The organism is Pseudoalteromonas sp. DSM 26666, assembly GCF_900116475.1.
Classification (GTDB): domain Bacteria; phylum Pseudomonadota; class Gammaproteobacteria; order Enterobacterales; family Alteromonadaceae; genus Pseudoalteromonas; species Pseudoalteromonas tetraodonis.
Genome location: NZ_FPAR01000003.1, coordinates 110,576 through 132,037, shown reverse-complemented (window position 1 = coordinate 132,037; position 21,462 = coordinate 110,576). Strand labels below are relative to the sequence as shown.

The window sequence follows — 21,462 nt, the reverse complement described above, 5'->3', positions numbered from 1 at the left end:
TTATTATGCCAACCTCATTAAACGTCCTAACGCAATTGGTATTCCTTGCAATTAAAAAGGGAGCAGGCTCCCTTTTGGTAAATTAAACGTCGTCCTCATCTTGGCTAAATAGCGCGTCAATAAAGTCATCGCTCTTGAAGGTGCGTAAATCATCAATACTTTCACCTACACCAATGTAACGAATAGGAATATTAAACTTATCAGCAACGGCAAAAATAACCCCGCCTTTAGCGGTGCCATCAAGCTTTGATAGTGTGATACCCGTTAGACCTACACATTGGTTAAATAAGTTTACTTGGCTAATAGCATTTTGGCCTGTGCCAGCATCAATTGTCAGCATCACTTCATGCGGTGCATCTGGGTCTACTTTTTTCATCACACGGGCTATTTTTTCAAGCTCTTGCATTAAGTTATCTTTATTTTGCAAGCGCCCTGCTGTATCGGCAATTAACACATCAACATTACGCGCTTTAGCGGCTTGAAAGGCATCAAATACCACTGAGGCGCTATCAGCACCAGTGTGCTGAGCTATAACAGGAATACTATTACGCTCACCCCAAACTTGAAGCTGCTCTACTGCTGCGGCTCTAAATGTATCACCGGCAGCAAGCATTACCGATTTACCTTGGTTTTGAAATTGTTTCGCCATTTTACCAATGGTGGTGGTTTTACCTACGCCGTTTACACCTACCATAAGGATAACGAAAGGTTTTTTGTCTGCTGGTATTTCTAAAGGCTGCTCTGCTGTTTTCAGCATAGTTGCCATTTCTTGCTTCATTAATTCATAAAGCGCATCACCATCTTTAAGCTGCTTGCGATCAGCGGCGTCGGTCAGGCTATCGATTAGCTTCATTGTGGTATCAACACCAAGATCGGCAGTGAGTAACTGAGTCTCTAATTCTTCAAATAACTCATCGTCAATTTTTTTACCGCTGAAAATTGAGGCAAAGCCAGAACCAATATTAACGCGTGTTTTCAGTAAGCCTTTTTTGAGGCGAGAGAAAAAACCTTCTTTTTTAGGTTTTTCCGCTTTTATAGCTTCTTCCTTTGCAAGCTCTGCGGTCAGTCGCTCTTGCTCTAAACGCTCGTTCTCAGCTTGCTCTGCTGCAATACGCTGTTGTTCTAAACGCTCGTTCTCAGCTTGCTCTGCTGCAATACGCTGTTGTTCTAAACGCTCGTTCTCAGCTTGCTCTGCTGCAATGCGCTGTTGTTCTAAACGCTCATTTTCAGCTTGCTCTGCTGCAATGCGCTGTTGTTCTAAACGCTCGTTCTCAGCTTGTTCTGCTACAATGCGCTGTTGTTCTAAACGCTCGTTCTCAGCTTTTTCTGCTGCAATACGCTGTTGTTCTAAACGTTCGTTCTCAGCTTGTTCTGCTGCAATGCGCTGTTGCTCTAAACGCTCGTTCTCAGCTTGCTCTGCTGCAATACGCTGTTGTTCTAAACGTTCGTTCTCAGCTTGCTCTGCTGCAATACGCTGTTGTTCTAAACGCTCGTTCTCAGCTTTTTCTGCTGCAATGCGCTCTTGCTCTAACTGCATTTGCGCTTCTTGTTCTGCTAAACGTTTGGCTTGCTCTTGTCTTTGTTGCTCTGCATCTGCCTGCTGTTTAGCTAATAGCTCTGCATTAGCGTGTTCAATCGCTTGTTTTTCTTCTGCCGCTGCGCGCTGTGCTTGCGCCTGTTTATCTTGCTCTAAACGCTCGGCTTCTGCTTCAGCTTGTAAACGCTCTGCCGCAGCTTGCTCTGCAGCTAAACGTTCTTGTTCAGCTGCAATTCGGGCTTGTTCTATACGCTCGGCTTCTGCTTCAGCTTGTAAGCGCTCTGCCTCAGCTTGCTCTGCAGCTAAACGCTCTTGTTCGGCTTTTTCTGCCTGCTCTTTTGCTAATGCTTGTTGTTTATCAGCTTCTGCTTGTTTTTTATCTGACTTGCCAAAACCGAGCCACGACATGAATTTACTTTTTTTTGCCATACTTGCTAATAACCACTTATAAAAATCTGATAAACTAACGATAATGATAGCGTGCTTTTAAGCCTAAATAATTGCTTTTAGCAACACGTTATCCTCGAGGGTGCATAATAGTAACACTTTTAGCGCAGTTGAAAAATGACACGCCGTGATATGATTGCAATATTATCTGAGCTAGATCATAGATACCAATTTTTAGTGAGTTAAATGAGAAAAAAAACCACACAAAATAACACCACTCATAAATCAGCTGATGGGGTTATTAGAATCATTAGCGGCCAATTTCGCGGTCGAAAACTGCCAGTAAAAGATGTTCAAGGTCTGCGTCCTACAACCGACCGAATTAAAGAAACGGTGTTTAATTGGTTGATGCACGATACCCGCGATGCGCACACTCTCGATTGCTTTGCCGGTTCCGGTGGATTGGGATTTGAAGCATTGTCGCGTTTTGCAAAACACACCACATTCATAGAGCTTGATTCACAAGCAGCAAAACAATTAGAGCAAAACATTGCGACGCTTGATGCACAAAACGCGCAAGTCGTTAATACCAATACACTGACGTTTTTAGAGAGAAAAAACACCAGTGACACATTTAATTTGGTTTTTATTGACCCACCATTTCGCAAAAATTTAGCTCAATCATGCTGTGATTTATTGGAAAATAATCAATGGCTTGACCCAGAAGCATTGATATATGTTGAAGTAGAAACTGAGCTAACCTCGTTTAAAGCACCAAATAACTGGTTGTTAATTAAAGAAAAAAAGGCAGGGCAAGTTTTTTGTAGGCTGTACCAACGCCATATAAATTAACACTGTTTTAGCTGCTGTGTTTCTGTTAATATTATCCTTTACATGTGGTGTTGCTTCGGATTACAATACCGCACCATTTTTGAACCACTTGATCAATGTTTGATCAACTTGAGCAACGCTCATAATTTAGGTAGGTGAATTTTTAATGCCAGTAATTAAAGTAAGAGAGAACGAACCGTTTGACGTAGCACTTCGTCGCTTCAAGCGTTCATGTGAAAAAGCAGGTATCCTTTCAGAAGTTCGTCGTCGCGAGCACTATGAAAAACCAACAGCTGAGCGTAAGCGTAAAAAAGCAGCTGCTGTTAAACGTCACATGAAAAAACTTTCTCGTGATAACGCTCGTCGCGTTAAATTATACTAATATATTAGGTCTTGTATAAATGAGCCTTTTAATAACGCTAAAAGATGCGCAAAAAGATGCGATGAGAGCCAAAGACAAACAACGTCTTAACCCTATTCGTATGGTGCTTGCTGCAATCAAGCAACGTGAAATTGACGAGCAAATAACACTAGACGACGCAGGTATTACCTCCGTTATAGTGAAGCTTGTTAAACAACGTCGCGACTCTTACACTCAGTACAAAGATGCTGGGCGTGATGATTTAGCTGATATTGAAGCCAATGAAATTACAGCACTTGAAGCTTTTTTACCTCAACAATTGAGTGAAAAAGAAATTGTTGCTCTCATTGACGCGGCTATTGCTGATACTAACGCAGCAGGTATGCAAGACATGGGTAAAGTAATGGGTATAATCAAAAGCAAAGCCGAAGGTCGTGCCGATATGGGCAAAATCTCAGGTTTAATTAAGCAACGATTAACTGCCTAATACCCCCACATACATTTAGTATGATTGAAGTAAACCGAGCCTTGAGCTCGGTTTCTTCGTTTAGATATTTAGTACTTCAAAAAATTATGTATTTGTGTTCAAATCTTTGCGTATTATAATTCGTTTTCATCACTTTTCTATTTATCTTAGGGCTGTACTTTAAACAATGGCTGGAAAGATCCCACGCAACTTTATCGATGATTTATTGGCACGAACCGATATTGTCGACCTGATTGACTCAAAGGTAGGGTTGAAAAAAGCGGGCAAAGACTATCAAGCTTGCTGTCCTTTTCATAATGAGAAGTCGCCTTCATTTACCGTATCGCAAGATAAACAGTTTTATCATTGTTTTGGCTGTGGCGCTAACGGCAATGCTATTTCTTTTGTAATGGAGTATGACAAACTCGAGTTTGTTGATGCAATTGAAGAACTAGCCAGTTTACTTAACCTTGATGTTCCTCGCGAACAAGGGAGCAGTAATGGACCAGAGCGCACAGCGGCACAAAAACGTTCAGACTACGATTTAATGCTGCATGCAGCACGCTTTTATCAACATCAGTTAAAACATCACAGTAACTCTGAAGCGGTAATCGATTACGTTAAAGGTCGCGGCTTAAGCGGTGCAACCGTTAAAAAGTTTATGATAGGTTATGCGCCCAGCGAATGGGAAGGGCTCTGCCAACAACTTGGGCGAAACCAAGAACAAAAAGAACAATTAGTTGAGCTTAAACTCGCATCTGAGAAAACCCCAGGCAAACAGTTCGACTTTTTTCGTGATCGCTTAATGTTTCCAATTCGTGATAAACGCGGCCGCGTTATTGCTTTTGGTGGGCGGGTAATGCAAGCCGATCAAGGGCCTAAATATTTAAACTCTCCGGAGACGCGCATATTTCATAAGGGCTTTGAACTCTATGGCCTGTATGAAGCTAAACAAGCACACAAGAAGCTTGACCATGTACTAATTGTAGAAGGTTACATGGACGTAGTAGCGCTGGCAGAACAAGGTATTGAATATGCCGTAGCAGCCCTTGGCACAGCGACAACCAGCGAGCACATGCACACTTTATTTAGAACCACAGATAAAGTTATTTGTTGTTACGATGGTGACCGTGCAGGTAAAGATGCTGCGTGGCGCGCACTCGAAAATGCGCTGCCTTACTTAAACGATGGCAAAGCACTGCATTTTGTATTTTTACCCGATGGTGAAGACCCTGATTCACTCGTACAACAAGAAGGTAAAGCAGCTTTTGAGCAACGCCTTGAAAACGCAGATGACTTCACTAAAGTGCTGTTTAATAAACTAAGTAAAGAGATTGATTTAACACTAGATTCCGGTAAGGCTAAGTTACTCAGTGCGGCACTGCCCCTGATTGAAAAGATCCCAAGTGAGTTTTACCAAGAAAATATCCTAGAGCAACTTGGGCGATTGATTGGCCGTACCCGTGAGCAACTCAATAATCACTTAAAAACGCCAAAACAGCAGCAAGCAATTGAACGAAAATTTAAAATTACACCCATGCGCCAAGCAATAGGGATTTTAATTCAGCACCCTAACTTGGCTAAAAGTGTGCCCTATTTACCCGATTTAGCTCAAATGAATATTGCGGGTATTGGCTTATTATTGCGACTACAACATCAAGCATTACAAAAAGATGGCATTACCACCGCACAAATTCTTGAATCATTTCGGGGCACCGATGACTACGAGCCATTAACTAAGTTAGCGACATGGCAACATCAAATAAATGAAGAGCGTTTAGAGACTGTTTTTCAAAATACTTTCAAATTTATTGAAGATCAGTGTTTAAATTATCGACTAGAGACCCTATTAATAAAAGACAAGACACAGGGCCTAAATAGCGACGAACGACTAGAATGTCATTTACTAATGACAGCGTTAAAAGCAACGAACAGCTAGTCAGATTTGATTTAGGCTGTTATACTGTGCTATTCACTGCGTCACATTATTCTGGTTAGCCTTTGAGCAAACTCCATGATGGCGCCTGTTGTATCAACTTATCAGAGTGGAAGAAACAATCTCTATGGATCCAACTCCTCAGTCACAATTAAAACTTCTGATTCAAAAAGGTAAAGAGCAAGGTTACTTAACTTTTGCAGAAGTTAATGATCACCTTCCACAAGATATTATCGACTCAGATCAAGTAGAAGATATCATTAGCATGATTAATGACATGGGTATCAAGGTTAGCGAAAACGCGCCTGATGCCGATGAATTAATGATGCAAGAAACCACGACAGACGAAGACGCAGCGGAAGCTGCCGCTGCAGCCCTTGCTACTGTAGAAAAAGAAATTGGCCGTACAACTGACCCTGTTCGCATGTATATGCGTGAAATGGGTACTGTTGAACTTCTTACCCGTGAAGGCGAAATTGTTATCGCTAAGCGTATTGAAGAAGGCATTAACCAAGTTCAAATTTCGGTTGCTGAATACCCTGAAGCGATCACTTACCTACTTGAACAGTGGGATAAGTTTGAAGCAGAAGAGATGCGTCTTAGCGATATTATCTCTGGCTTTTTCGATCCTGATGCAGAAGAAGCACCACCTATTGCTGCCACCAACATTGGTTCTGAATTAAGTGAAAAACAGCTTGATGATAGCGACGATGATGACGATGACAGCGATGATGAAGACGAAGAAGAAGTAGATACAGGTCCAGATCCTGAAGAAGCGCGCATCCATTTCGAAAATTTACGTGATTTATACACCAAAGCACGTGAAACATTCGATAAGAAAGGTCGCTCTCATCCAGAGTCTCAAGCCGCTATTTTAGAAATCGGTGAGCTGTTCAGAACCTTTAAACTCGTGCCTAAACAGTTTGATCGCATGGTTAATAACATGCGTGAAATGATGGACAGAGTTCGCGTTCAAGAACGTCTTATTATGAAGCATGCAGTTCAAGTTTCAAAGCTGCCAAAGAAAACCTTTGTTAAGCATTTTGCAAACAACGAAACTGACACAGCATGGCTTGATATTGAAATTGCAGCAAACGAAAAGCATTCAGCTAAACTTGAAGAAGTGAAGCCTGAAATACTTCGCTGTATTAGCAAACTTACTTCAATGGAAGAAAGCACAGGCTTAAGCATTGAACGTATTAAAGATATAAACCGTCGCATGAGTATTGGTGAAGCGAAAGCGCGCCGTGCTAAAAAAGAGATGGTAGAAGCAAACTTACGTCTTGTAATTTCAATCGCTAAAAAATACACCAACCGTGGTTTACAGTTCTTAGATTTAATCCAAGAAGGTAACATTGGTCTGATGAAAGCGGTTGATAAGTTTGAATACCGTCGTGGTTATAAGTTTTCAACTTATGCTACGTGGTGGATCCGTCAAGCAATTACGCGCTCTATTGCTGACCAAGCAAGAACAATCCGTATTCCAGTACATATGATTGAAACGATCAATAAATTGAACCGTATTTCACGTCAAATGTTACAAGAAATGGGTCGTGAGCCAAATCCAGAAGAATTAGCTGAACGCATGATGATGCCTGAGGATAAAATCCGTAAGGTACTTAAGATTGCAAAAGAGCCAATTTCAATGGAAACACCTATTGGTGATGATGAAGATTCTCACTTAGGTGACTTCATCGAAGATACCACTATTGATTCGCCAATCGATTCGGCAACAATGGAGTCTCTTCGTGGCGCAACTAACGACGTGCTCGCTGGCTTAACAGCCCGTGAAGCGAAAGTACTACGTATGCGTTTTGGTATTGATATGAATACCGACCACACGTTAGAAGAAGTAGGTAAACAGTTTGACGTAACACGTGAACGTATTCGTCAAATTGAGGCGAAGGCACTGCGTAAATTACGTCACCCTTCTCGCTCTGATTTACTGAAAAGCTTTTTAGACGCTAAATAATCTAGCGTTACATTATGAGTTAACTTAAAAGGCCGCTGTAGCGGCCTTTTTTCTATTTCAAGGAAATAAACATGGCTTGGATCCAAATCCGTATCAATGCCAATGCTGCAACTGCTGATGCAGTCAGTGACCTATTAATGGAAGCAGGCAGTGCTTCTGTTACTTTTATTGATGCTAAAGATACGCCTATCTATGAGCCTAAAATTGGCACTGTTGTATTTTGGGCTGACACCACAGTAATTGGCTTGTTCGAAGCTAATCACGATATGAACGCAGTGGTTGCATTATTAAAACGCCACGATGAGCTAAAAGACAATTTAGTTTACAAAATTGAGCAACTCGAAGATAAAGACTGGGAACGTGAGTGGATGGATAACTTTCACCCTATTCAATTTGGCGAAAAACTCTGGATTTGTCCAAGCTGGCGCGACATTCCAGACCCAGACGCAGTCAATGTACTACTTGATCCTGGTCTTGCTTTTGGTACTGGCACACACGCCACTACAGCACTGTGTTTAAAATGGTTAGAAAGCCAAGACTTAACTGGTAAAACCGTGGTCGATTTTGGCTGTGGCTCAGGCATATTAGGCATTGCAGCAATAAAATTGGGTGCTGAGCGCATGATAGGGATAGACATTGACCCACAAGCGCTTGAAGCAAGCCTAGATAACGCTAATCGCAATGGTGTTGCTGACAAGCTTGAAGTTTACCTGCCAGAAAATCAACCTGAGTTTACTGCTGACATTGTAGTGGCAAATATTTTAGCGCAACCACTGCGTGAGCTTCATAGTGTTATTTTAGGCTTATTAAAGCCAGGCGGTAAAATTGCGATGTCGGGAATTTTAGAAGAACAAGCACAATCGGTTGCTGACATATACGCGCCCTTTATTGAGCTCGATGAAATTGCCATTGAAGGCGATTGGACCCGAGTAAGTGGCATTAAAAAAGCGTAATAGTGCGTTATTAAAAAATTTAGAGTATTAACTCAAAAGTCGTATCTAAAGCCTGTATTTAACAGGCTTTACTATTTTTTTACATAATAAAAAATAAAGATTTTTTATTATAAAAGTAACAGCCGTTCAAAATTCACACAAATAAACCGCTTCGTCATACGGTTATCAAATGTCAATACGAAAAGAGCAAAAAAAAGTCACTTTTGTTCAATTTATAGCCTTTGATTTTTGCGTAAAAAGCCGTAAACTTAGCGCCCCTTGAAAAGAGGCCTATTGAATATCGTGCGTATCGGTTCATACCAACTTGAGAATAATGTCATTGTCGCGCCTATGGCGGGCATAACGGACAGACCATTTAGACAGCTATGTCGTCGTTTAGGCGCTGGCCTTGCTGTGTCTGAAATGCTGTCGTCTAATCCGAAGGTTTGGAAAACCGAAAAGTCGATGAACCGAATGGATCATTCTGGTGAGTCGGGTATACGTGCGGTGCAAATTGCAGGAGCAGACCCTGAGCTTATGGCACAGGCCGCACAATTCAATGTTGCAAACGGTGCACAGATCATAGATATCAATATGGGGTGCCCAGCAAAAAAAGTGAACAAGAAACTTGCAGGCTCAGCCTTATTACAGTTTCCAGAACTCGTGGAAGAGATTATTGATGCCGTAGTAAACGCGGTTGATATACCTGTGACACTTAAAATCCGTACCGGATGGGATCAGGACAACCGTAATGGTGTAGAGATTGCAAGAATAGCTGAACGTTATGGCATTGCATCACTGGCTGTACATGGGCGCACGCGCGCATGTATGTATAAAGGTGATGCTGAGTACGCCACAATTAGGGATATAAAACGTTCAGTGTCGATACCTGTCGTTGCTAATGGTGATATTACATCACCTGAAAAAGCAAAGCAGGTTTTGGACTATACGGGTGCAGATGCCATTATGATTGGTCGAGCCGCCCAAGGTCGCCCTTGGATATTTAGGGAGATAGACCACTATTTGCGAACTGGTGAACATATGCAGCCACCTGCTATAGCAGAGGTGCGCAGTATTTTAATGGAGCATTTAACTAACCTCCATGTGTTTTACGGTGAGCCAATGGGAGCACGAATCGCTCGCAAACATGTATCTTGGTATTTGCAAACCCATGACAGTGACGGTCAGTTTAGGCGAGTATTTAATGCGCTCGACAATTCAGAGGCACAGGTCGTCGCATTAGAGCAATACTTTAAAACACTAGCAGCTAACTAAGAAAGAAAGAGACTTTATAATGTTCGAACAAAACGTGACTTCTCCATTTATCACTAACCCTCATGTTCAGTCACACGAGAAACCGCAGCCATTGCGTGATGCAGTGAAAAAAGCTGTTCACCACTACTTAAAGCAGCTTAACGGTCAAGATGTGCAAGACGTTTACGACCTTGTTCTTTCTGAGCTAGAAGCGCCATTGCTTGAAGAAGTAATGACTTACACACGTGGCAATCAAACTCGTGCGGCAATTTTACTAGGTATCAACCGTGGTACTTTACGTAAAAAGCTTAAAAAATACGGTATGAACTAATACCAGCTATATTGAAACCGTAATCATTCTAACGAGCTAAATAAGCCCCTAACTGCGTTAAAAATTTTTTATGTAGAATAACTACACAGCAAAATTTTTGCCTTGTCATTGACTTATTTCTCTGTCGTTATAATTGCTTACTAATCCAATACAGCTGGTATAAAGTATTTTGAGTAAAAAGCACCTTAGGGTGCTTTTTTTATTTGTAAAATTTATTAACGAAATTGCAAAATGCTCACGCTTTATGGGTCGTTATAAGTCGTTTTTTGAGTCGTAATCAGTTAAAATACGCGCTTCTAAGCTAGCTCATTAACTGAGGAAATCAAACTACAATGGATACACATCGTCCTATACGTCGCGCACTTTTGAGTGTGTCAGACAAAACCGGTATTGTTGAATTTGCCCGTGCACTAGAAGCACAAGGTGTTGAAATACTTTCAACTGGCGGCACGTGTAAACTACTTGCTGACAATGCAATTAAAGTAACTGAAGTATCAGATCACACCGGTCACCCTGAGATCATGGATGGTCGCGTAAAAACCCTACATCCAAAAATTCATGGCGGCATTCTTGCTCGTCGTGGCCAAGATGAAGACGTAATGGCAGATAACAATATCTCTGCTATCGACATCGTTGTAGTTAACTTATACCCCTTTGCGAATACTGTCGCTCAAGAAAACTGCAGCCTTGAAGATGCTATTGAAAACATCGATATTGGTGGCCCAACCATGGTACGTGCGGCAGCTAAAAATCACAAAGATGTGACGATCGTTGTTAACGCAAGCGACTACGACCGTGTTATTAGCGAAATGCAAAATAACAACGGCTCAACAACCTACAAAACACGCTTTGACTTAGCTATTGCAGCGTATGAGCATACAGCGCAATACGATGGCATGATTGCTAACTACTTCGGTAAAATGGTTCCTGATTACACAGAAGAAGCCGCTATCGATACTAAGTTCCCGCGTACTATCAATATGCAATTCACTAAAAAGCAAGATATGCGCTACGGTGAAAATTCGCATCAAGATGCCGCGTTTTATGTTGAAAACGACATCACTGAAGCGTCAGTGGCAACAGCGACTCAACTGCAAGGTAAAGCATTATCGTTTAACAATATTGCCGACACCGATGCTGCACTTGAGTGCGTAAAAGAATTTGATGTACCTGCGTGTGTAATTGTTAAACACGCTAACCCATGTGGTGTTTCAATTGGTAATAATATCTTAGAAGCGTACGAGCGCGCCTTTAAAACTGACCCAACGTCAGCATTTGGCGGCATTATTGCTTTTAACCAAGAACTTGATGCTAAGACTGCACAAGCGATTGTTGAACGTCAATTTGTTGAAGTTATTATTGCACCAAGCGTAAGTCCTGAAGCGGCTCAAATAGTCTCGGCTAAGCAAAACGTTCGCTTATTAGAGTGTGGTGAATTCTCTGCTAAAGGCACAGGTCACGACATTAAGCGTGTAAATGGCGGTGTACTTATTCAAGACCGTGATTTAGGCATGGTAACGCAAGGCGACTTAACGGTTGTGTCTAAGCGCCAACCTTCTGAGCAAGAGCTTAAAGATTTATTATTCTGCTGGAAAGTGGCTAAATTTGTTAAATCAAACGCCATTGTTTATGCCCGCGACGGTATGACTATAGGTGTAGGTGCAGGCCAAATGAGCCGCGTTTACTCAGCTAAAATTGCCGGTATTAAAGCCGCTGATGAAAGCCTTGAAGTAAAAGGCTCAGTGATGGCATCAGATGCATTCTTCCCATTCCGCGATGGTATTGATGCAGCTGCAGAGGCTGGCATTACTGCTGTTATCCAACCAGGTGGTTCAATGCGCGATGAAGAAGTGATTGCGGCCGCTGACGAAGCTGGAATGGCAATGGTGTTTACCGGTATGCGCCACTTCCGTCATTAATCGCATAAAGAGCTAACGGGTTCAGTTAGCTCTTTTTGTTTGCACCAAATTCACGTATTCTGCTTATTCTATAACCATGACTAACAATTATAATGTGAAGGATTAGACGATGAAATTTGCACTAAAATCTCTACTGGTTGCCACACTGTCATTAAGCTCAACAATGGCGTTGGCACATAACCATGGCCACGACTCAGCATTAACAAATGCAGTTAAAGCAAGCGAGCGTAGCAGTGAGCGCGATCAATACCGCAACCCTGTAGAAACACTCGAATTTTTTGGCTTTAAACCATCTATGACCGTGGTAGAAATTGCCCCAGGTGGTGGTTGGTACAGTGAAATTTTAGCGCCAGCGCTGAAAGAGCAAGGCACCTATTATGCTGCGCACTTCCCTGCTGATTCATCGGTTGGTTATTACCAACGTTCTCTTGCTGGCTTTAAGGCTAAAATCGCTGAAGATGCCCGCTTTAGTCACGTTAAACTCACTGAGTTTGCCCCATCTACACATTTAGATATTGCTCCTGCGGCTAGCGCCGATATGGTACTGACTTTTCGTAATGTCCATAACTGGTACATGAGCAAAGATAAAGAAGCTGCAAGCAATGCGTTTAAGTCTTTTTACAAAGCACTTAAACCAGGCGGCACTTTAGGTGTGGTTGAACACCGCCTACCAGAAGAGCAAGATGATGAGATGCAAAAATCATCAGGTTATATGAAGCAAAGTGTGGTTATTGCACTTGCTGAACAAGCTGGTTTTGAACTTGAAGCAAAAAGCGATATTAATGCAAACCCTCTTGATACAGCCGATCACCCTAAAGGGGTATGGACCCTTCCACCGAGCCTTAGACTTGGCGAGCAAGATGCCGCTAAATATAAAGCCATAGGTGAAAGCGACCGTATGACGCTGAAATTTAAAAAACCGCTTTAAATAGGATATTCGCCATGAATGTATTAGTCATTGGCAGCGGCGGCCGCGAACACGCACTTGCGTTTAAGGCCGCTCAAAATACAAAAGTTAACACTGTTTATGTTGCTCCAGGTAATGCGGGCACAGCTCTTGAGCCAAAACTTGAGAACGTAGCAATTAACGTTGAAGACCTTGATGGACTGCTAAGCTTTGCACAACAAAATAATGTTGAGCTAACCATTGTTGGCCCTGAAGTACCGCTAGTATTAGGGGTTGTTGATAAGTTCCGTGAACACGGCTTAGCTATTTTCGGCCCAACCGCGGGAGCGGCACAGCTTGAAGGTTCTAAATCGTTCACTAAAGACTTTTTAGCACGCCATGCTATTCCAACCGCTGATTACCAAACGTTTGAACAAATCGACCCTGCGCTTGCCTATTTAAAAGAAAAAGGCGCACCGATTGTTATTAAAGCCGATGGTTTAGCGGCTGGTAAAGGCGTGATTGTTGCTATGGACGAACGCGAGGCTGAAGAGGCTATTCGCGATATGCTTGCGGGTAATGCCTTTGGTGACGCCGGTAGCCGTGTAGTAATTGAAGAGTTTTTAGAAGGTGAAGAAGCGTCGTTTATAGTCATGGTTGATGGTAAAAACGTACTGCCGTTTGCAACCAGCCAAGACCATAAACGCGCTTACAATGGCGATCAAGGTCCTAACACTGGCGGTATGGGTGCATACTCACCAGCGCCTGTAGTAACCGATGAAATTCATCAGCGCATTATGAACGAAGTGATCTACCCAACGGTAGAAGGTATGGCTAGCGAAGGCCATCCGTACACTGGCTTTTTGTATGCAGGCTTGATGATAGATGAGACAGGCACACCAAAAGTTATTGAATATAACTGTCGTTTTGGCGACCCTGAAACACAACCTATGATGCTACGCTTACAATCGGACTTAGTTGAATTGATTGAAGCTGCTAACCGTGTAGAGCTTGATAAAACCACCATTGAGTTTGATTCACGCGCTGCAGTAGGTGTTGTTTTAGCCGCTAAAGGCTACCCTGATAGTTACCCGAAAGGCGATGCTATCAGTGGCTTGAAAGTAACTTACCCTGAAGGCGAAAAAGTCTTCCATGCAGGGACTAAGCAAGACGGCGATAACATAGTGACTGCCGGTGGTCGTGTACTGTGTGCTACTGCACTGGGTAATACAGTTACACAAGCGCAGCAGCGTGCCTATAAACTGGTTGATGAAATCAACTGGGATGGCATGGAATACCGTACTGACATTGCTTATCGCGCAATTGCTCGTGAACAATCATAACGATTGATAACTAACGAGTAAATTTTATAAAAGCGCAGATTATCTGCGCTTTTTACTGCTACACTATAAAAAAAGTAATCTGGACATAGATTAATATTGGAATTTAAAACCTTGCGCTACCATGCGGTAGCAGTTGTAATACTTATTTTTATCTTTTTTATTATCAGCACATTGGCAACAAACTTTGTGATGCCATCACGCTATACCATAGATAAAATAACCCCTGTTTACCTCGATCATGCTTATTACATAGATAAAAGCAAAACACAAAGTTTTGCAGAAGTAATGACCAAGCAGGCGCTATTTACACAGCAAGAATTTAACGATATACCTTGGAGCTTTGAACAGCAAAATTATTGGTTACGCCTCGATTTAGAAAACAAAAGCAGCCAACAAGAAGATGTGGTTGCCCACTTTGATAACCCGATGGTAGATCATCTCACCATATATCGGCTCAATAGTAACAACCAACTACTCGACACTTATAAGCTTGGCGATAAAGAGCCACGTCTTACTTTATTTAAGTACAGCGTGCCCCACATTCGCTTTAACCTCGATGGCCAATCTACACAACGACTAATTATAAAAATAGATACTGTGGGGATCAGTAAAACCCCAATTCACTTGTATCGCCATAATGTATTTGTTGACTTAGTTCGCTCACAAACAGGCATTTGGGGAATTTTCGCGGGTGTATTGTTAATGGCCTCACTATATAACCTATTACTCTATTTTGGCATTAAAGACCGCGTGTACTTAGTTTATATTGGCTACATTATTAGTGCTATAGCATTAATGGGCACCGTGCTGGGGTTTGGTTTTTATTTATGGCCGCTAGAATGGCAGTTGTTTATTCACGAAAAAATAATTGTCGTTAATTACACTATTGCGTTTTTCACTCTCGCTTTTTGCACCATGTTTTTGCGATATCATAAAGACCGTTGCTGGCGTTATAAATTAAGTGTTGGTTTACTCTGGCTAATGCTAGTGCTCGGTACATTAAGCTTTTTTATTCCTGAAAATATAGCTGCCCCCATATTTTTTGTAATTTTGGGATTACTTTATATCGTCTGCTTTATTTTAATTTATAACAAATTAAAAAGTGGCTTTAGATGGGCTAAGTTTTACGTATTTTCATGGGTGCCATTGATTATTGGTGCAGCCATTCAGCCTTTAGAGCTTACAGGCGTTATCACTTATAGCTTTTCAATACGTCATGCTTTTTTAATGGCCATCTTATGTGAAATTGTCCTCATGGCCATGGCACTTGCCGATCGGGTTCGTTATCAGCGTGAGCGCGCTTTATATCATGCCACGCATACCCAGCAAACAAAACTGCTCAATAGCGCAAAGTTAAAGTATGCCTTTATGGCACTCAAAGCCCAGCAACGTTCCACCACTTTATGTTTGGTTAAAATACGTCATTTTAACTCGCTAAATACCATTATTACGCCCTCCCAAGGATATGAATTAATTAAGCATGTTGCGCACGAATTAGAATGCCAATTGAGCTTTGAGAGAGAATTTTTTAACTTAAGTAGTGGCATTAATCAACCCGCTAAAATTGCTGATTTAGGTAGCGGTGTTTTTGCCTGTATCTCGACTAAAAACCAAAGCCCACACACGCTCGAAGAGTTATTAAAAAGGGTAGTAAATAAGTTACCAAAAACTTATCAAATCAAAGGGCTAGACTTACAACTCAATTACAGCGTGGGGATTAGTGCCTTTGGTAAACGTGATGACTTTGAATTTTGGTTGAAGCGAGGCTACTTGGCATTACATAACGCTAAACATAGTCTAAGTAAGGTAAGCTCATCATCTGCGAGCAACAGTTTAGCTATGGACGTTGCGCTTGCTGCTAAGCTTCAACAAGCGATAAGAACGGATCAGCTCGCTCTGTTTTATCAACCACAAATTAGTTTAAAAGATAACAGTGTCAATGGTGCCGAAGCTCTACTACGCTGGCCTAATACTGAGTTTAAAAACATTTCCATAGAAAAATTAATTCTACTTGCCGAACACACCGGTATTATTAATGAATTAACACTTTGGGTGATAGAGCAAGCCTGCAAAGACATTGCAAAACTGGCAAATGAGGGCATAACTGAACATAGTATTAGCGTTAATTTAAGTGCAAAAAACCTAGCCATTGCCAATTTAACCGAAAAAGTAGAAAACCTTTTAATAAAGTATCAGGTTGCCCCTCATTTATTGAAGTTTGAGCTGACTGAATCAGCGTTTGTCGAAAATCAAGATGCGTTAGTCACCTTAGTTGGTGAACTTGCCACACTGGGCGTTAAGGTGGTGTTAGACGATTTTGGTACTGGTTATTCATCGCTTAGCTACTTAGTTAACTATCACTTTAGTGAACTTAAAGTAGATAAGTCGTTTGTGTTTGATTTAACCGATAACCGGGCTCATCAGGTCATTGTGCAAACAGCCATAGATATGGCACATAACTTGGGCCTTACTATCACGATTGAGGGAGTAGAAACTCAAGAAGTTCACCAGCTGCTCAACACTATGAAAGCTGACCGTACCCAAGGCTATTTGTACGCAAAAGCACTCTCTTATGATAATTATTTAGACTTCTTGAACAGCCAATACCGCCTAAAAATGTTAAGCTCCCCTTTTTAACATCTTTGGGGCCAAGTAAAGATGCAAGGTACACTGCGTAAATTAAAGTCGAGCTTAACAGAACCCGTTCAATATCATTTACCTGTAGGTGATGAACTGGTTGATTTAAATGCTTTAATAGGTAAACAATTGACTCTCACTTTTAGTGGCACAATTTTGTGTTCTAACTGTGGTAAAAAAACTAAAAAAAGCTATTCTCAAGGGCATTGCTTTGTATGTATGCGCAAGCTTGCAAGTTGCGACATGTGTATCATGAAACCTGAAACCTGCCATTACGATCAAGGCACATGCCGCGAGCCACAGTGGGGCGAAGAAAACTGCATGATCCCGCATTATGTGTATCTAGCTAATACATCAGGGTTAAAAGTAGGCATTACTCGCCACACCCAAATACCTACCCGTTGGATTGACCAAGGGGCAACCCAAGCATTACCTATTTTTAAAGTACAAACTCGTTTACAGTCGGGCTTAGTGGAAGTGGCGCTCGCGCAGTTTATTGCTGATAAAACCAATTGGCGCAATATGCTCAAAGGACAAAACGACGTTCTTGATTTAAAAGCAGCGGCTGCTGAGCTTATTCCACAAATTAGCGAAAAACTAACCGAGCTGAGTGAGTTATTTGGCGCAACCGCTATTGAACAGCTTGATCAAGACGTTGTGAATCTTGATTTTCCTGTAAGCGAATACCCAAGCAAAATCAGCTCATTTAACTTCGATAAAAACCCCGTTGTTAGCGGTATTTTACAAGGCATTAAAGGCCAATATTTAATTTTTGATAACGGCGTTATTAATATTCGTAAGTTCACCTCTTATGAAGTGAGTGTAGACTCAGAATAACCTTTTGCTGCTTGGTTATAAAATGCTATCCACTGCTGCTGCGTTAATGGATGGCAATAATAATAGCCCTGAATAACATTGCAGCCTATTTCGACTAAGTGTGCCTCTTGCGAGGCATGCTCAACGCCCTCAGCAACCACATCCAATCCTAAACTTGTCGCCATGGCTATAATGGCCGCCACAATTTGGCTATTGCCATACTCATCAGGAATCTTAGCAATAAAGCTCGCATCAATTTTTAATGTGTTAAACGGTAATTTGGTTAAATAACTGAGTGCAGAATACCCCGTACCAAAATCATCCAGCGCAATATGCACGCCCAGCGCTTTGAGCTGTTGTAGTTGCTCTTTTGCCTGTGAAAACGAGCTAATAAAGCTGCTTTCGGTCAGCTCAATTTCAAGTAAGCTGCCAGGTAATTGGTAACGAGTAAGCATCGCTTTAATATTATCAGCCAACTTACCTTGGCTTAAATGACACGCAGAGACATTAATCGCTAAACGTCCGGCATCAATCCCCTGCGCTTGCCAAAGGGTTAACTCTTTACCTGCTTGGTTTATAACCCATAAATCTAAACGCACCACTAAACCTAGCTCTTCAGCAAGCGGAATAAACTGCGCTGGTGAAATAGTGCCTAAATCAGGGTCATGCCAACGCAGTAGTGCTTCAGCTCCCATAATCAACCCTGTTTTTAAACATTGCTTAGGCTGAAAATAAAGCTCAAACTCATTATTTTCTAGCGCATGTTGAAAGCGACTCATCATCGCTAAGCGCTCTAAAGATCGTGCATTCATTGAGGGTTGAAACAACTGAAACGAATTGCGACCGACATCTTTTGAGCGGTACATGGCAATATCAGCATGCTTTAATAATGTTTCACTGTCTAAGCCATCATCAGGGTAAACAGCCGCCCCTATAGACGCGGTAACACCAACCTCAAATCCTTCAAGCTTAAACGGTGTATTTAAGTGATTTAAAATACTCTCAGCAAGGGTGATAGCACCTTCTACATTGTATATTTCGCACAATACAATAAACTCATCGCCCCCTAATCGCGCCAGCGTATCTCCCTCATTGAGGGTGTTAATAATGCGCTCAGAGACTAATTTTAATAAGGTATCACCGGCATTATGGCCTAAGCTGTCATTCACCTCTTTAAAACGGTCAAGGTCAATAAACATTACCGCTAGCATCTGTTTATCTCTGTGCGCTGAGGCCAGTGCCATAGAAAGTCTATCGTTAAATAAACGCCGGTTAGGTAAGCCAGTTAGCTCATCAAAATACGCTAACTGCACCACTTTTTCTTCTGCGCTTTTTCGCTCAGTTATGTCACTAAAAATAGCGGCGTAAATCACCTCACTATGACTTGGCTCTTTTATTTCTATAATACTGAGCCACTCAATATAAATATCGCCAGATTTTTTACGATTATGAATTTCCCCCTGCCATACCCCTGTTTTGGCAAGCGAATCCCACATTTTTATATAAAAGTTTTTATCATGACGCCCTGAACTCAACATATTGGGTCGCTTACCTATCACCTCATATTCTTTGTAACCGGTTAGATGAGTAAATGCAGGGTTTACTTGCATAATCACTCCATTCGAGTCGGTGATCATGATGCCATCTAGGGAGGAGTCGATAATTTTATTGGCTAAAAATAAGTTACGCTGCGAATGCTGCAATGCAATATCACGCTGCTGAAGTACTTTTTCAAGCTCACAACAATACGCCGTTTCAATTTCATTAATTAAGTTTTCAAGCGATAATACACCGTTAATTTGATTATTTTCGCTTACTACTAAATGTCGAATGTTACTTTCAGACATCAACCTGTAAGCATCAAAAAGGCTGTCTTGGGGGCTTATCTGATAAAGGGGGCGACTGGCTAAATCCCAACAAACCAGATGATTGTGCTGCTCGGTGATGAGCTTTAGTAAGTCGCGCTGGGTAATAATGCCATGGGCATTTTCATCCTCATTAAACACCAAAATCACTTTCTCTGCATATTCACGCATCATGCTCACCGCGTCATTGATTGCCAATGAACTCGGTACTATCCGTATGTTTTTATTATATTGATCATTAATAGGTCTAAATTGTAAGTAATGCTCTAGCCCTTGATTGTTTACAATATCTGTAATGCTGATCACGCCGCTGGGAATGTCATTTGTATCAGTGACTAACAAATGCCTTACACCCTGCTTATTAAACACCATGGCCGTCTCGGTTAATAATTGTTGGCTGGGCACACTTAGTACAGGGCTCGACATAACGCTTTCAATCGCTAACTGCCTAAGTGAGTGATTAGAAAAGTTAAGTGTTAAACAATCGGTTTCAGTCCATACGCCTATTATTTGTTGCTGTTGTTTTACAAAAATAGCGCTAACATTGTGCGCTCGCATTAGTTTCACCGCTTCAATTAAAGGGGTATCCTTAGCGCAGGCGATCACCTTATTGGTAAAAACATCGCATACTTTTTGATAGCGGCTAGTGTGAGGCATTGCTTCTACTTCCAAAATTAAACCAATTAATGATTATAAATTATTCAGTAAAAAAACAATTTGATTTAGGACAATAGATGAGCATCAGTTACCCACAAATTATTATTTATAATAATGAAATTGAGCTAATAGAGCACGCCAATGATTTACAAGACTTTATTTACACTATGGAAGCAAGTGAACAGCAAAAAGTCATTATTTTAGATAAGGTTAGTGGCTATCAAAGCTTAAGCGGCCATTCGCTCACGGCGCTCAGTGCAAGCCAATTAGCAGAGCTAGTAAAAGAATATTTAGCAAAAGAAGGGCAATGCTGCTTAAGTAAAATAGAGCAGCTAACTCCAGATCAGGCATTCAGGTTACTCGCCGAAATCAACTAGCGCTTTAACGTGTGCAATCGCGCTGCGCCCGAGGGCCGACAGTGAGTATCCTCCCTCTAAATAAGAAATAATACCTAAACAATGATGCTGTTGGCTAAATTGCGCTAACTGCTCAGTAAGCCATATATAATCACTTTCAACAAACTTAAGACTGGCCATGTCATCTTCTAAATGTGCGTCAAATCCCGCGCTTATAAAAAGTAGCTCAGGCTTAAATTCTGTTAATTTTGGTAGCCATTGTTGCTCATAAAGTGCTTTTAAATCAGCACCATCACTAGCTATCGGTAAAGGTGAATTTACCAGTGTGGCATTATTTTTAATGGCGGTATTAGGATAAAATGGATATTGAAATAACGAGCACAGCAACACATTTTCATCATCCATAAAAATATCTTGAGTACCATTGCCATGGTGTACGTCAAAATCAACAATGGCAATGCGTTTTACCCCTTTGCTTTGTGCATATTTAACCGCAATCGCAAGGTTATTAAACACACAAAAACCAGAAGAGCTATCTCGGTTAGCGTGATGTCCTGGCGGGCGTACTGAACAAAACGCAGCGTCTAACTTACCCTCTAAAATCTCATCAACAGCGAGTAACCCTGCTCCGACTGCACGCTCAATGGCCTTTAAAGAGTCGGGGCATAACCACGTATCTCCATCTAAATCGCTGAGCCCCTCGGTGGGGATCATGTCTTCTACATGCTTAATATGCTGCTCACTGTGCGCCAATAAATAGTGCTCGCGCAATGCTTTAGGCGCTTGTTTTTGCTCTATAGCCACATCCAGTCCACTAGCAAGTAAACGGTCATTAATTGCATCTAAACGCTCAGGGCATTCTGGATGATCTTCAATCATTTTATGTTTACGACAGTGAGGATGAGAAATAATCGCAGTGCGCATAGCTAACTCCAAAAATAAGTTGCTTAACGAGTATAACAAAGCCACCTTGTGG

The 21,462-nt window shown here is 41.5% G+C and carries 17 protein-coding genes; 14 read left to right on the top strand and 3 right to left on the bottom strand.

Annotation, left to right across the window (positions count from 1 at the left end; genetic code table 11):
* Window positions 1–82: 82 nt before the first annotated feature.
* Window positions 83–1,966 (bottom strand): signal recognition particle-docking protein FtsY, encoded by a 1,884-nt coding sequence (gene ftsY, locus BM380_RS06785; RefSeq protein WP_090493696.1) that lies wholly within the window; start codon window positions 1,964–1,966, stop codon window positions 83–85.
* A gap of 204 nt (window positions 1,967–2,170) precedes the next feature.
* On the opposite strand from ftsY, the gene rsmD reads away from it, so the two are divergent.
* The 13 genes from rsmD (at window position 2,171) to BM380_RS06720 (ending at window position 17,629) form a co-directional block, all read left to right on the top strand.
* A complete protein-coding gene (gene rsmD / locus BM380_RS06780; RefSeq protein ID WP_013465959.1) occupies window positions 2,171–2,776 on the top strand; it encodes a 16S rRNA (guanine(966)-N(2))-methyltransferase RsmD in 606 nt (201 codons plus the stop codon).
* Between the two features lie 145 nt (window positions 2,777–2,921).
* Window positions 2,922–3,137: a 30S ribosomal protein S21 gene (gene rpsU, locus BM380_RS06775; protein ID WP_002957797.1), complete on the top strand. Its 216-nt coding sequence runs from the start codon at window positions 2,922–2,924 to the stop codon at window positions 3,135–3,137.
* Window positions 3,138–3,156: 19 nt separating this feature from the next.
* Complete coding sequence (locus BM380_RS06770) at window positions 3,157–3,603, top strand: GatB/YqeY domain-containing protein (RefSeq protein ID WP_090493694.1); 447 nt, start codon at window positions 3,157–3,159, stop codon at window positions 3,601–3,603.
* A 166-nt stretch (window positions 3,604–3,769) separates the two neighbouring features.
* A complete protein-coding gene (dnaG, locus tag BM380_RS06765; protein WP_028835595.1) occupies window positions 3,770–5,521 on the top strand; it encodes a DNA primase in 1,752 nt (583 codons plus the stop codon).
* Between the two features lie 124 nt (window positions 5,522–5,645).
* Window positions 5,646–7,490 (top strand): RNA polymerase sigma factor RpoD, encoded by a 1,845-nt coding sequence (gene rpoD, locus BM380_RS06760; protein ID WP_028835594.1) that lies wholly within the window; start codon window positions 5,646–5,648, stop codon window positions 7,488–7,490.
* Window positions 7,491–7,561: 71 nt separating this feature from the next.
* A complete protein-coding gene (gene prmA / locus BM380_RS06755) occupies window positions 7,562–8,443 on the top strand; it encodes a 50S ribosomal protein L11 methyltransferase (RefSeq protein ID WP_008114871.1) in 882 nt (293 codons plus the stop codon).
* 282 nt (window positions 8,444–8,725) lie between these two features.
* On the top strand, window positions 8,726–9,697 hold the full coding sequence (dusB, locus tag BM380_RS06750; RefSeq protein WP_024601713.1) for a tRNA dihydrouridine synthase DusB: 972 nt from the start codon (window positions 8,726–8,728) through the stop codon (window positions 9,695–9,697).
* Between the two features lie 19 nt (window positions 9,698–9,716).
* Window positions 9,717–10,007 (top strand): DNA-binding transcriptional regulator Fis, encoded by a 291-nt coding sequence (gene fis, locus BM380_RS06745; RefSeq protein ID WP_002957804.1) that lies wholly within the window; start codon window positions 9,717–9,719, stop codon window positions 10,005–10,007.
* Between the two features lie 332 nt (window positions 10,008–10,339).
* A complete protein-coding gene (gene purH, locus BM380_RS06740) occupies window positions 10,340–11,926 on the top strand; it encodes a bifunctional phosphoribosylaminoimidazolecarboxamide formyltransferase/IMP cyclohydrolase (RefSeq protein ID WP_036956702.1) in 1,587 nt (528 codons plus the stop codon).
* Between the two features lie 109 nt (window positions 11,927–12,035).
* Window positions 12,036–12,854: a class I SAM-dependent methyltransferase gene (locus tag BM380_RS06735; RefSeq protein WP_013465965.1), complete on the top strand. Its 819-nt coding sequence runs from the start codon at window positions 12,036–12,038 to the stop codon at window positions 12,852–12,854.
* Window positions 12,855–12,868: 14 nt separating this feature from the next.
* Window positions 12,869–14,155, top strand: a complete 1,287-nt coding sequence (purD, locus tag BM380_RS06730; protein WP_090493692.1) for a phosphoribosylamine--glycine ligase — start codon at window positions 12,869–12,871, stop codon at window positions 14,153–14,155.
* Window positions 14,156–14,251: 96 nt separating this feature from the next.
* Window positions 14,252–16,792: an EAL domain-containing protein gene (locus BM380_RS06725; protein ID WP_090493690.1), complete on the top strand. Its 2,541-nt coding sequence runs from the start codon at window positions 14,252–14,254 to the stop codon at window positions 16,790–16,792.
* A 21-nt stretch (window positions 16,793–16,813) separates the two neighbouring features.
* A complete protein-coding gene (locus BM380_RS06720) occupies window positions 16,814–17,629 on the top strand; it encodes a DUF2797 domain-containing protein (protein WP_028835589.1) in 816 nt (271 codons plus the stop codon).
* Here BM380_RS06720 and BM380_RS06715 read toward each other — a convergent pair.
* Complete coding sequence (locus tag BM380_RS06715; RefSeq protein WP_175527452.1) at window positions 17,602–20,130, bottom strand: EAL domain-containing protein; 2,529 nt, start codon at window positions 20,128–20,130, stop codon at window positions 17,602–17,604. The genes BM380_RS06720 and BM380_RS06715 overlap by 28 nt on opposite strands.
* A gap of 77 nt (window positions 20,131–20,207) precedes the next feature.
* Between BM380_RS06715 and BM380_RS06710 the strand changes: the two genes are divergently transcribed.
* Window positions 20,208–20,507 carry a DUF4144 family protein gene (locus BM380_RS06710; RefSeq protein WP_090493684.1) on the top strand — a complete coding sequence of 100 codons (300 nt, stop codon included), beginning with the start codon at window positions 20,208–20,210 and terminating at the stop codon, window positions 20,505–20,507.
* On the opposite strand, the gene BM380_RS06705 is transcribed toward BM380_RS06710, so the two are convergent.
* Window positions 20,487–21,410, bottom strand: a complete 924-nt coding sequence (locus BM380_RS06705; RefSeq protein ID WP_024601706.1) for a histone deacetylase family protein — start codon at window positions 21,408–21,410, stop codon at window positions 20,487–20,489. The two genes, BM380_RS06710 and BM380_RS06705, sit on opposite strands and share 21 nt — an antisense overlap.
* Window positions 21,411–21,462: the final 52 nt, after the last annotated feature.

Coding starts and splice junctions, on each gene's coding strand:
- ftsY (WP_090493696.1), bottom strand. CDS start 1,966: ATGGCAAAAAAAAGTAAATTCATGTCGTGGCTCGGTTTTGGCAAGTCA.
- rsmD (WP_013465959.1), top strand. CDS start 2,171: ATGAGAAAAAAAACCACACAAAATAACACCACTCATAAATCAGCTGAT.
- rpsU (WP_002957797.1), top strand. CDS start 2,922: ATGCCAGTAATTAAAGTAAGAGAGAACGAACCGTTTGACGTAGCACTT.
- BM380_RS06770 (WP_090493694.1), top strand. CDS start 3,157: ATGAGCCTTTTAATAACGCTAAAAGATGCGCAAAAAGATGCGATGAGA.
- dnaG (WP_028835595.1), top strand. CDS start 3,770: ATGGCTGGAAAGATCCCACGCAACTTTATCGATGATTTATTGGCACGA.
- rpoD (WP_028835594.1), top strand. CDS start 5,646: ATGGATCCAACTCCTCAGTCACAATTAAAACTTCTGATTCAAAAAGGT.
- prmA (WP_008114871.1), top strand. CDS start 7,562: ATGGCTTGGATCCAAATCCGTATCAATGCCAATGCTGCAACTGCTGAT.
- fis (WP_002957804.1), top strand. CDS start 9,717: ATGTTCGAACAAAACGTGACTTCTCCATTTATCACTAACCCTCATGTT.
- purH (WP_036956702.1), top strand. CDS start 10,340: ATGGATACACATCGTCCTATACGTCGCGCACTTTTGAGTGTGTCAGAC.
- BM380_RS06735 (WP_013465965.1), top strand. CDS start 12,036: ATGAAATTTGCACTAAAATCTCTACTGGTTGCCACACTGTCATTAAGC.
- purD (WP_090493692.1), top strand. CDS start 12,869: ATGAATGTATTAGTCATTGGCAGCGGCGGCCGCGAACACGCACTTGCG.
- BM380_RS06720 (WP_028835589.1), top strand. CDS start 16,814: ATGCAAGGTACACTGCGTAAATTAAAGTCGAGCTTAACAGAACCCGTT.
- BM380_RS06715 (WP_175527452.1), bottom strand. CDS start 20,130: ATGCCTCACACTAGCCGCTATCAAAAAGTATGCGATGTTTTTACCAAT.
- BM380_RS06710 (WP_090493684.1), top strand. CDS start 20,208: ATGAGCATCAGTTACCCACAAATTATTATTTATAATAATGAAATTGAG.
- BM380_RS06705 (WP_024601706.1), bottom strand. CDS start 21,410: ATGCGCACTGCGATTATTTCTCATCCTCACTGTCGTAAACATAAAATG.